Here is an 11,050-nt window from a genome sequence, read left to right as displayed (position 1 = left end):
GTCGTGTCCTTGTAGTCGATCTGCGTGTTCTTTTCCTTGCAGAAGGAACACGCCTTCTTCTTGAGCACCTTGTCGCGCAATGGCGGTTTGGGCATGGTGTGTCTCCGTTACATCTGGTTGTTCTCGATCGCAATGGATCTAGAACGGAGGCTCGTCGTCCCCGCCACGTGATCCGCCGAAGGAGCCGGAAGCCGCGGGTGCACTGCCCCACGGGTCGTCTCCACCGGAATTGGATCCCGAGCCGGAGTTGGAGCGTCCTCCGCCTGATCCGCCTGAGGAACCAGAGCCGCCGCTGAATCCGCCGCCTCCGCCTCCGCCACCGCGGTTGGCCTTGTTGACCTTGGCCGTGGCGTAGCGCAGGGAAGGACCGATCTCGTCGACCTCGAGTTCGACGACAGTCCGCTTCTCGCCTTCACGCGTTTCGTACGAACGCTGCCTGAGCCGTCCGGTTACGACCACTCGCGCGCCGCGGGTCAAGCTCTCGGCCACGTTCTCCGCAGCCTCGCGCCAGATGTTGCAGCGCATGAAGAGTGCATCTCCGTCTTTCCATTCGTTGGACTGACGGTCGAACGTGCGCGGAGTGGACGCAACGGTGAAGTTGGCCACGGCCGCGCCGGCCGGGGTGAAGCGAAGTTCTGGATCTGCCGTCAAGTTCCCGACGACGGTGATGACGGTCTCGCCTGCCATGGTTCCTCTTTCAGTAGTAAGTCTTTGTTGATGCCAGCCTAGAGGCGAGCAACGACAATTACTTGCCCTGTCGCAGGACCTTCGTGCGCAGTACGGACTCGTTGAGTCCGAGCTGGCGGTCGAGTTCGCTGACGGTGGCGGGCTCGGCGTTGATGTTCACAACGGCGTAGATGCCCTCGGCGTGCTTGGCGATCTCGTAAGCCAGACGACGCTTACCCCAGACGTCGACCTTGTCGACGTTGCCGCCGTCCTTGCGAACGACGTTGAGGAACGTGTCGAGAGACGGAGCGACGGTGCGCTCGTCCAGGTTGGGGTCGAGAATGACCATCAATTCGTAATGACGCATAAGACCTCATCACCTCCTGTGGACTAGTGAAAACGGCCACGGACTATCCGTGGCAGGAGGGTCGTTGCGTCAGCAACCCTTGGAGGGTACACGAGCAGGCCCTGACCTGGGAAATCAGTCGACGATTCCAACCCCCGCCACGCGAGAACATAGGCTGACCGCATGCAATCGGGTGGACAGTGGTCCCGTGGGCTGCGCCCGCGCGGACCCGGAACGTCGACGACCACCACAATCGTCGTTGTCGCCCTGTGTGCGTTCACTCTGCTGCTCGGCTACCTGAACAAGGCGAGGTGCGCAGTCGCTCCGTTCCTGGACAACGGCCGAAGCACCGTGTTCGATGCCGTCAAGGACAGTTCGGTCTGCTACTCCGACATCCAGTTCCTATGGCTCGGCCGAGACATCGACAACCACGTCTTTCCTTATCTCGACGGTGCCATCACCTCCAACGGTGTGCTGACCGGCGGGACCGTCGAATACCCGGTGCTGAGTGGGGTTCTGATGTGGGTCGGCGCAATCCCTGCCCACACCGACGCCGAGTTCCTTCTGTACTCGGCCTTGCTGCTCGCTCCGTTCGGGCTGCTGACCGCCTGGATGCTCAGCCGGTTGGCCGGCAAGGCGGCACTGCTTTGGTCGGTGGGTCCACCGCTGGTGCTCTACGCGTTCCATAACTGGGAACTGCCGGTGGTGGCCACCGCCGTCGGCGCAGTCTTCGTGATGACCTCACGAATGCCGCTACGCGTGAAGGCAATGGTGGCCGCCGTTCTGCTCGGCATCGGGTTCTGTCTCAAGCTCTACCCGGGCGCATTCGTGCTGCCGTTGGCGGCGTTCGTCGCGTACGGCGGAGCGGCAGGCCGAGTCGCCGGAACGAAGCTCGACATCCGCGGCGGGTTGGCGGTTCTCGCTGCGGCCACCGCAACCGTCGTCGCGATCAACGCACCGTTCGCCATCCTCGGGTACGAGGGCTGGCGTGCGTCGTTCGCTTTTCAAACGCTGCGCCAAGCCGACATCACGACCAACTCGATCTGGTACTGGGGACTCCGGCAGCTCTACGTCACCGACGCGACATCACTGGAGAGCTACGCGCACGCGGAAGCTGCGTTTCAGGACACCGTCGACATCGCGTCGCCTCTTCTCGTCTTCGCCGCCTTCGCGGTGGCGCTGTGGCTCGGAGCCCGCCGAGCAGGAACCGAGCACGTGTACCCGTGGGTCGCAGTGAGCGGGTCGATGCTGTGCGGCTTCCTGCTGCTGCACAAGGTCCATTCGCCCCAGTACACGCTCTGGCTGATTCCGTTCTTCGTGCTCCTGAGGGTGCCGTGGGCACTCGTCGTCGCGTACCTCGTGGCTGACCTCTCGATGGGAATCGGCGTCTTCAAATACTTCGCTGCACTCGCCCAGGGGACCGACGCCGGCACCGAAAAGTTCTTCGTCGAGGTCGGAGTCTGGGGCCGTGCGTTGCTCCTCGTCGTTGCGTTCTTCGTGTTCGCGAGGGCCGGACTGCGAAACGAGGACCCACCCGGGGAGCACTTTCCCGAACAGCGCGACACTCGTGCGTCACCGGCAACGACCGCACCGTGAACGTCCGTGCCTGCGGCGCGTAACGAACCGACCCTTCCGTTCGACAATCGATCAGGAAGCCGAAATCGCCGAGGGGGCGGAAGATGACTTTGGGTACCGGGGAATCGACTGGGGTCGAAACTGGAGCGACCGAGCAGGTGCACCTACGCCGAATCGGTCTGGTCGAGGATCACGAATCCGTGGCGGTCGGGCTGCAGGCAATTCTCTCCGACGAAGCCGACCTCGCCCTCGTGGCGGTGGCAACCACCGTCGACGAACTTCTGTTGCGGGGCCCACAGCTCGACCTCGTCGTACTCGATTTGCGTCTCGGCGACGGATCGTCACCACGCTCGAACGTCGAGAAGCTACACGGCATCGGCGTCCAGGTGCTCGTCTACACGGGAGCCGAAAATCCCTTCCTCGTCCGTTCGGCAGCCCGCGCCGGAGTATTGGGCGTCGTGCGGAAGTCCGAGCCCGCCGCCGCCATCGTCTCGGCCATTCGCCGTGCCGCAGACGGGAATCAGGTCGTCACGACCGACTGGGCCGCGGCGATCGACGGCGATCCTCACCTTCCCGATGTCGGTCTCAGTCCTCGTCAACGCGAGGTCCTTGCGCTGTACGCGTCGGGAGAGAAAGCGGGACGTGTGGCGAGGCTGGCCGGACTCTCCGAGCAGACCGTCAACGACTACCTGGTTCGAATCAGGAACAAGTACGCCGAAGCAGGCCGTCCGGCACCGACCAAGACCGACCTCTACAAGCGCGCCGTCGAAGACGGTTGGCTTCCGATGCCGGAGTTGCCACCACGATCCGACGTGTCGCCGCAACAATAGATAGCTAGTTGTAGTTTCAATGCCCCTAGTTTTCCGGGCAGACAACCTGGCAGCTTCCTGTGAAAATCGTCAGTACTGGTTGTGCCCCGGCACAACCTCGACAACTCGGGGGGACACCACATGACAGCCAACTTCGACACCTCGGCGATGGTCTCGACAGGCGGTCAGGCCACCGAGCTCCACCGGCGGCGAACTATCTCGCTCGTTCCCCCGGCCGTCCAGGTTCCGGCGCCACAGGTTCAGTCCCGCCCGACTCGGCCGCGGCCGATGCTGACCAAGCGCGAAATCCAGGTACTCACCGAATGGATTCGATCCGATTCCAAAGTCGAGGTCGCACGGTTGCTGTACCTATCACTCGGGACGGTCAACACTCATCTGACCCGTATACGCAGCAAGTACGCAGCCGTCGGCAGACCCGCCCCGAGCAAGGCATCTCTCGTCGCTCGGGCGCTGCAGGACGGTCTCATCGACATCGCGGAGCTTTAGCAAGTGGCGCGGTTGAGTGCACAGGAGTGCACTCAACCGCGCCAGTGGGGGCGGAGCCCCCAGTGCTGAAACGGACTAGACGTGCACGTGGGTATCCGCGCCCTTCGCGTCCAACTTGCGGTTGCGCATCACGGAGCTGACGAATGCCGCACCGATGAAGAACACTCCGACGAGTCCGGTGATGATCTCGTTGATGTGCACACCGATCGATACCATCAGGATGAGCGCCAGCGCACCGATGGCCCAGTGTGCACCGTGTTCGAGGTACACGTAGTCCGACAGCGTGCCCTTGCGGACGAGGAACACGGTGATCGAACGGACGAACATCGCACCGATGAAGCCGAGGCCCAGAGCGATGATGATCGGATCCGCGGTGATCGCGAACGCGCCGATGACGCCGTCGAACGAGAACGACGCGTCGAGCACTTCGAGGTAGAGGAACAAGAAGAAGCCGGCCTTGCCTGTCGCCTTGGCCAGCTGCGTCGGGCCGCCCGAAGACGTGCTCTCGGCGCCCTCCTCGTCCTCCTCTTCGATGTGGAACAGCTCACCCAACCCGTTGACGGCGATGTAGGTAATCATGCCCAGCACACCGGCGACCATGACGGTGGAGATCTTCTCGTCCTCCGCCAGGAACTCCGCGGTGAGGACGAGAATGATGCTGGCGACGACCACGGAGAGCTGGTCGAGCCTGCCGATCCTGGCGAGCGGCTTCTCGAGCCAGCTCAGCCACGTGATCTCGCGGTCCTCGAAGATGAACCCAAGGAACAGCATCAGCAGGAACATGCCACCGAACGCCGCGATCTGAGGGTGCGCATCGGTGAGAAGCGTCTCGTAGCTCGGACTTCCGTCTGCGAAGTACGCAGCGTCGTCCGGCGGCGGATTCAGCGCCAACCGCACGGCAGCAACCGGTCCGAGCCCGGATGCAGCCCAGACGATGACGAGCGGGAACAGGAGCCTCATTCCGAACACGGCGATGATGATGCCGATCGTCAGGAAGATCTTTTGCCAGAACTCGCTCATCCGGCGCAGAACCGTCGCGTTGATGACGGCGTTGTCGAAGGAGAGCGACACCTCGAGGATGCCGAGGATGAGGACCAGGAACAGCGCCTGCCATCCCCCGTAAATGAACGCCACGATCACCGAGACGATCGTGACTCCGATGGACCAACCGAAGATGCGTAGAACCACGGGCTAGTGGCCTTTCTGTAACCGGCGCAAGGAAAGGACAAAATAGGAAATCCCCGCCTCATCATGAACGACGAAGCGGGGTAGTCCCAATCTTGACCTGCGCTTTACTAGACGTTTACTCCGAAATCGCGGGCGATTCCGGCGAGGCCCGAGGCGTAGCCCTGGCCGACGGCGCGGAACTTCCACTCGGCGCCGTTGCGGTACAGCTCACCGAACACCATGGCGGTTTCGGTCGAGGCGTCTTCACTGAGGTCGTAGCGAGCCAGCTCGGAGTTGTCCGCCTGGTTGATCACGCGAATGAACGCGTTGCGCACCTGACCGAACGACTGCGAGCGCGCATCGGCGTCGTAGATCGAGACAGGGAAGGTGACCGTGTCGACGTTCGGCGGAACGGCAGCGAGGTCTACCTTGATCTGCTCGTCGTCGCCCTCGCCCTCACCCGTGGTGTTGTCGCCGGTGTGCTCGATCGATCCGTCGGGGGACTTGAGGTTGTTGAAGAAAACGAAGTGCTGATCGCTGAGGGCCTTCTTGTCGGCTCCGAGCGCGATTGCGCTGGCGTCGAGGTCGAAGTCCGTGCCGGTCGTGGAACGAATGTCCCATCCGAGACCGACCGTCACAGCGGTCAGGTTCGGAGCCGCCTTGGTGAGTGAGACATTGCCGCCCTTGCTGAGGCTGACGCCCATTGAGAGTCCTTTCGCAGTGAGTTCCCCTACAGAGTTCACCGTAGTGGTCTCGTGTCCGATTCGTGCCAGTACGTCGGTTGTCCTAACGCCAACGCACACCCCACACTGCGAAGTTCCCGTCAGTACTATCGGGCGAGTGACAAGTCGCCGACCTGGACTCTTCCGCCGCTCCGGCGCGCCGGATCCCAGTGCGCGCGCGGCACAGGACAGCGCGGTGGCCGCGTTCCTCGACATGGACAAGCGTCAATCGATCGCATCCTCCGGAGTGGACGCCGTCCGTAGCGTCACTCCCGAACGCGACCTCTCGGCGCAGTGGGCCTCGGCGGAGAAGGCATGCTTCGACGCCGGCGCCGCCTATCTGGCGGCTGTCGAGCAGTTCGACGGCATCGTCACGGCGCAGGCTCAGGCCGCGTTCCAGAATGCAGCTCATGAGCTCGGTGAAGCCGCCAAGGCCGTCGACCGGTTCTACAGCGCGCACCGGGACGCGCTCGAACACGCTCGGTCGGCACTCGCAGCGACGCCTCGGCTCGCACAGGACGCGAAGGCCGCCGCGGAGAAAGCCCAGTTGGCCGTAGCGTCCGCGGATCCCGCGTTCACCGACTATCCGTCCATCCGCTCGGCATGGCGGGCCGTCGATGCCGCGGTCGCATCACTCGACACCGTGATGAGTACTCGAGATGCCCTCGGCGCACGCACAGCCGCAGCAAACGTGCGGGAAGCTGCGGCCGCGCTCGAGGAAGCCGTCGCTGCTGCACCCGGCCGCACCAACGAGGCCAGATCGGCGCTGGCATCTGTCCGCACCAGGGTCGAAGCGGTGAACACGCGGTTCGACCGCCTCGCGCCTGCGTTCTCCTCGCTGCTGCGCGAGTTCAACGCCGCGAGTTCGGCCGACCTGTCCGGCAACGAACGCCTCAGCGCGCGCCACATCGAACAGGCGCAGGAAGACCTGTCCGCGGCACGTGCATCGGCCGAGTGCGGCAATCCCGAAGAGTCGTTGGATTACATCGCGCAGGCCCGCGCACATCTGAGCGACGCGGAGAAGCTCGTCGACGCGGTGACCGAGCGCCTCGCAATGCTCCGCCAGGTGAAATCGGACCCAACACGCAAAGAACAAGCGGTGCGTTTCACGTTGCGCGACGCACAACAACTTGCGGTCAATCGCGGTCTGGTTGCCGAATGGGGGTCGGTGTTGGATGCTCAGCTGGCTCGAATCGACCGCGCCAACGCAGCACTGACCGGAACGCACCCCGACTACTGGTCCTATCTCCAAGATCTCGACAGCATTTCCAGCTTCATCACCGGAGTGATCGACCGAATGCGCGGCTCGGCTCGCTGATCACCCGCCACGGACATTAAGGACATCGGTGCAACACTTCAGACATCTCGACGCAGCAGTGCTGGACCGGCTGTTCCTGCGCGCGCCGCAACAGATCGACACTGCGGGCGACATGGCAGTCATCGCAACGGCTCTCGGTGCCACCTTGTACATGCCTGCGACTCGGCCGGACCTCGCCGAGACACTCGTCAAGCGATCCGCCGAGGGCGTGTGCTCCCTCGTGATCGATCTGGAAGACGCGGTCGCCGATCACAACCTCGAAGAAGCGATCACCAACACGGTCGACACGCTTCACACTCTCGAATCCACGGACGTGTTCGGGGCACTCGTGTTCGTGCGCGCTCGCAATCCGAAGCAGATCAGCCGCATCTGCGAGTCGATCGGCCCGGGCACGTCCTCGCTGGCGGGCTTCGTGCTTCCGAAATTCACGGCAGCCGGAGGCGGCGCGTTCCTCGACGCCATTGCCGACGCATCGGTCGCGCACGGGCGGAGACTGCTGGCCATGCCGGTTCTCGAATCCCCCGAGATCGTGTTTCGCGAAACCAGAGATGCCGAACTCGTCGCCATTCGTGCACTGCTGCACCGACACCGCGATCAGGTCCTCGCCGTCCGCATCGGTGCCACCGACATGTGTGGCATGTTCGGAATCCGACGCGATCGCGATCTGACGATCTACGACGTCCGCGTCGTCGCCGATGCGATCAGCGCCATCGTCAACCATCTTGCGCGAACGAACGACTCGGGGTTCGTCATCACCGGTCCCGTCTGGGAGTACTTCGCCGACCACGAGCGTATGTTTCGCCCCATGCTCCGCCAGACGCCGTTCGCGGAGCAGGAAGCCGTCCGCTTCCGTCAGCAACTCGTCAGCCATGATCTCGATGCGCTACTGCGCGAGGTCTCCCTCGACCGCGCCAACGGAATTCAGGGCAAGACCGTCATCCACCCATCGCATGTCGCCGCAGTGCACGCACTGTCCGCCGTCACCCACGAGGAGTACCACGATGCAGTCGACATTCTGGAGTCCGACGCCGGAGGCGTTCGCGCGTCCGGCTACCGGAACAAGATGAACGAGCTCGGCCCCCACCGAAACTGGGCGCGCCAAACCCTGTTGCGGGCAGAGGCATTCGGCGTCACCAACGAGGGCATCACGTTCGTCGACCTGCTGACGGAACTGGCGGGCCGATGAGCGACCCCACCTCGGGTATTCGTCTCACCGCGACCGGAAGTTCCTCGCCGTGGTCGGTCGAGACACTGGTACGCCCCGGCCTACGCCGCAACCCCCGACGTGCGCACCTCCTGGTCTCCGAAGTACTCGGCAAGCACATCCCGGTCGACCCGGCAGTCGTCACGGACGCGGCCGATCGGCTCGCCGATCTGGTACTCGCCGCTGTCGGCGGTTCGGACGTCGACGTGCTCGGATTCGCGGAGACAGCAACAGGATTGGGGCACGGTGTTGCCGCCCGACTCGGCGCACACTGCTACCTGCACTCGACGCGTCGCAACGTCCCCGGCACCGATGTGTACGCCGAGTTCCAGGAAGGCCATTCGCACGCGACGGATCACCGCCTGCTTCCCACTTCGGTGGGAGTCCTGGCACCGCAACTCCCACTCGTGTTGGTCGACGACGAAATCTCCACCGGGACGACAGCGCTCGAAGCGGTACGTTCGATGCACGCCGTCACCCCGCGCACCCACTACGTCATCGCCTCCCTCGTCGACATGCGGACGCCCGAGCACCGGAGCGAATCAGATTCCGTTGCAGTAGAACTCGGCGTTGTGATCGACAGCGTCAGCCTCGCTCAGGGAAGCGTTGCGCTCGACGAAAATCTGGTCGCCTCGGTCGCCGGCCTTCCCGACCCCGAGTACAACCCGGTCAGCGCGGCCGCCGGAACCGTCACCCGCGTCGATGCCTCCTGGCCGGCCGCCGTTCCCGACGGTGGTCGGCATGGCTTCCTCGCGACCGACGCCGCACCCTTCGAAACCGCCGTCGCCGACGTGGCAGCCGTCGTCGCAACCGCGGTGACAACGGGTCGGGCCGTCATCGTCCTCGGCCATGAGGAACTGATGTACCTGCCGCTGCGGCTCGCGTCCGCGTTGGCCGACCGGGGACATCCTGCGCTGTTCCAGACGACGACTCGGTCCCCGGCATACGTGCTCGACGAGTCCGGCTACCCGCTTCGTCGCGGGTTCCGTTTTCTCGCACCCGAACTCGGTGAAGCCGAAGCTCGCTACGTCTACAACGCGTCGGGACCGGAGGACGCGCTGATCGTGTTGGTCGTCGACGAGCCTGCCGACACCGAGGTGCTGTTCGATGCCACAGGTCCGGCCAGAACGATCGCGGCGTCGGGCGCAGACGTGCTGGTCGTCGTCGTTCGCGGTGCGGATCCGGCGGCCCTGACGGTGTCACGTCGAGCCGTACCGTTGACAGGCCCCGAGTTCGGCTCGTACGCCCCACACGAGGTCACCTGGCTGCTGAAGGATCTTTCGGCGGTAGCACTCGAAGCCGACATCGCCGAACGTGAGAAGAAGATTCAGGAAGGTACCGCGCACTACGCCGAATCCTTGCCCGTCGAGTACCAGCCGGACTCGGCGTATCGGGAGTTGTTCGAAACCGTGTTGCACGACAGTGCATCTCGTCTTGCGCTTGCCGTGGGTACCGTCACCGAGCTCGTCCTCGCCGAACGCGGTCACGACATCGTGCTCGCATCGCTGGCACGGGCCGGAACACCGGTCGGCATCCTCATGCGGCGTTGGGCATTCGAGATGCACGGACTGGAACTTCCGCACTATGCGGTCTCGATCGTGCGAGACCGCGGCATCGACGCAGTGGCGCTGCGTTACCTGGCCGATCATCACGATTCGCGTTCGGTCGTGTTCGTCGACGGGTGGACCGGAAAGGGCGCGATCGCCCGCGAACTCTCGGCGGCGTTGGCGGAGTTCGACGGCGCCGAGTTCGACGACGATCTGGCCGTCCTCGCCGATCCCGGGCACTGCGCCCGCACCTACGGCACGAGGGACGACTTCCTCATCGCCTCTGCATGCCTCAATTCGACTGTGTCCGGACTGGTTTCGCGCACTGTACTCAACGATTCCCTCATCCGGGACGGCGACTTCCACGGCGCAAAGTACTATGCCGATCTCGCCGCAGACGATGTGTCGAACCACCTGCTCGACACGGTGTCCAGCCAGTTCGCCTCAGTACGCACGGCTGCGGAGACGGCGGCAGCGGAAGTCGCAGAATCGGACCGAACCCCCAGCTGGAGCGGCTGGGCGTCGGTGGAAAAGGTGCGCCAGCAGTTCGGGATCTCGCATGTGAACTTCGTCAAACCCGGCGTCGGCGAGACCACGAGGGTGTTGTTGCGCCGCGTACCGTGGCGCGTTCTCGTACGTGACGAGACCGCTCCGGAGCACAAGCACATCCGCATGCTCGCCGAAGCCCGAGGCGTCCCCGTCGTCGAAGTGCCCGACCTGGCGTATTCCTGCATGGGACTCATCAAGGACGTCACGTGAGAAGCACTCTCGCTTCCGTCGATCTGGATCGGACGATGATCTACTCGCGTGCGGCGCTGGGCTTCCCCGTCGACGACTCGGTCACCTGCGTCGAGATGTACGACGGTGGGCCACTGTCCTACATGACCATCGACGCCGCGAGCCGACTCGAGAAGTTCTCCTCGGTTGCCGTCGTGGTGCCGACGACGACGCGCACCATCGAACAGTTCCAGCGGATAGCCCTTCCGGGTGCACCGTGGCGGTACGCCATCACCAGCAACGGCGGCAACATCCTCGTCGACGGTGAACCCGATGCGCAGTGGCGAGCGAAATTCCACGAGGTGGGTCTCGACCGGATCCGTGCCGAGCTGGATGCACGCGCTGTCGGCGAGTGGGTACTCAAGCGACGAACCGCGGACGACCTGTTCTGTTATCTCGTCGTCGAACCGGC

At 64.0% G+C, this 11,050-nt stretch carries 10 protein-coding genes and 2 pseudogenes; 7 read left to right on the top strand and 5 right to left on the bottom strand.

Annotated features, from left to right (window positions below):
- The 3 genes and pseudogenes from A2J03_RS09735 to rpsF all read right to left on the bottom strand — a co-directional run.
- Nucleotides 1–95 (bottom strand): annotated as a pseudogene (locus A2J03_RS09735) (30S ribosomal protein S18); the annotation flags it as partial.
- Between the two features lie 43 nt (nucleotides 96–138).
- Nucleotides 139–687, bottom strand: a complete 549-nt coding sequence (locus A2J03_RS09730) for a single-stranded DNA-binding protein (protein ID WP_068372751.1) — start codon at nucleotides 685–687, stop codon at nucleotides 139–141.
- A gap of 58 nt (nucleotides 688–745) precedes the next feature.
- Nucleotides 746–1,033, bottom strand: a complete 288-nt coding sequence (rpsF, locus tag A2J03_RS09725; RefSeq protein ID WP_068372750.1) for a 30S ribosomal protein S6 — start codon at nucleotides 1,031–1,033, stop codon at nucleotides 746–748.
- A gap of 162 nt (nucleotides 1,034–1,195) precedes the next feature.
- Between rpsF and A2J03_RS09720 the strand changes: the two genes are divergently transcribed.
- The 3 genes from A2J03_RS09720 to A2J03_RS32035 all read left to right on the top strand — a co-directional run bounded on the left by A2J03_RS09720 (nucleotide 1,196) and on the right by A2J03_RS32035 (nucleotide 3,903).
- Nucleotides 1,196–2,608, top strand: a complete 1,413-nt coding sequence (locus tag A2J03_RS09720) for a glycosyltransferase family 87 protein (protein WP_068372749.1) — start codon at nucleotides 1,196–1,198, stop codon at nucleotides 2,606–2,608.
- Nucleotides 2,609–2,691: 83 nt separating this feature from the next.
- Nucleotides 2,692–3,417, top strand: a complete 726-nt coding sequence (locus A2J03_RS09715; protein WP_231912469.1) for a response regulator transcription factor — start codon at nucleotides 2,692–2,694, stop codon at nucleotides 3,415–3,417.
- A gap of 120 nt (nucleotides 3,418–3,537) precedes the next feature.
- Entirely contained in the window at nucleotides 3,538–3,903 is a 366-nt protein-coding gene (locus A2J03_RS32035; RefSeq protein ID WP_082897734.1) for a helix-turn-helix transcriptional regulator, read from the top strand.
- Nucleotides 3,904–3,978: 75 nt separating this feature from the next.
- On the opposite strand, the gene A2J03_RS09705 is transcribed toward A2J03_RS32035, so the two are convergent.
- Both A2J03_RS09705 and A2J03_RS09700 read right to left on the bottom strand, forming a co-directional pair.
- A complete protein-coding gene (locus A2J03_RS09705; protein WP_068372744.1) occupies nucleotides 3,979–5,091 on the bottom strand; it encodes a DUF475 domain-containing protein in 1,113 nt (370 codons plus the stop codon).
- A 107-nt stretch (nucleotides 5,092–5,198) separates the two neighbouring features.
- Nucleotides 5,199–5,774: a TerD family protein gene (locus A2J03_RS09700; protein WP_068372740.1), complete on the bottom strand. Its 576-nt coding sequence runs from the start codon at nucleotides 5,772–5,774 to the stop codon at nucleotides 5,199–5,201.
- A 232-nt stretch (nucleotides 5,775–6,006) separates the two neighbouring features.
- Here A2J03_RS09700 and A2J03_RS09695 point away from each other — a divergent pair, with 232 nt between their 5' ends.
- The 4 genes and pseudogenes from A2J03_RS09695 to A2J03_RS09680 form a co-directional block, all read left to right on the top strand.
- Nucleotides 6,007–7,110 (top strand): hypothetical protein, encoded by a 1,104-nt coding sequence (locus tag A2J03_RS09695; protein ID WP_068372752.1) that lies wholly within the window; start codon nucleotides 6,007–6,009, stop codon nucleotides 7,108–7,110.
- A gap of 28 nt (nucleotides 7,111–7,138) precedes the next feature.
- Complete coding sequence (locus A2J03_RS09690; RefSeq protein WP_068372737.1) at nucleotides 7,139–8,296, top strand: HpcH/HpaI aldolase/citrate lyase family protein; 1,158 nt, start codon at nucleotides 7,139–7,141, stop codon at nucleotides 8,294–8,296.
- Nucleotides 8,293–10,620 carry a phosphoribosyltransferase gene (locus A2J03_RS09685; RefSeq protein WP_068372732.1) on the top strand — a complete coding sequence of 776 codons (2,328 nt, stop codon included), beginning with the start codon at nucleotides 8,293–8,295 and terminating at the stop codon, nucleotides 10,618–10,620. Before A2J03_RS09690 ends, A2J03_RS09685 begins: the two co-directional genes overlap by 4 nt.
- Nucleotides 10,617–11,050: pseudogene (locus A2J03_RS09680) on the top strand (HAD family hydrolase); the annotation flags it as partial. The gene A2J03_RS09685 and the pseudogene A2J03_RS09680, both read left to right, overlap by 4 nt.

The sequence above is a fragment of the Rhodococcus sp. EPR-157 genome (assembly GCF_001647195.1).
Classification (GTDB): domain Bacteria; phylum Actinomycetota; class Actinomycetes; order Mycobacteriales; family Mycobacteriaceae; genus Rhodococcoides.
The sequence above is the reverse complement of the archived record's forward strand: the minus strand, read 5'-3'. Positions and strand labels throughout refer to the sequence as shown.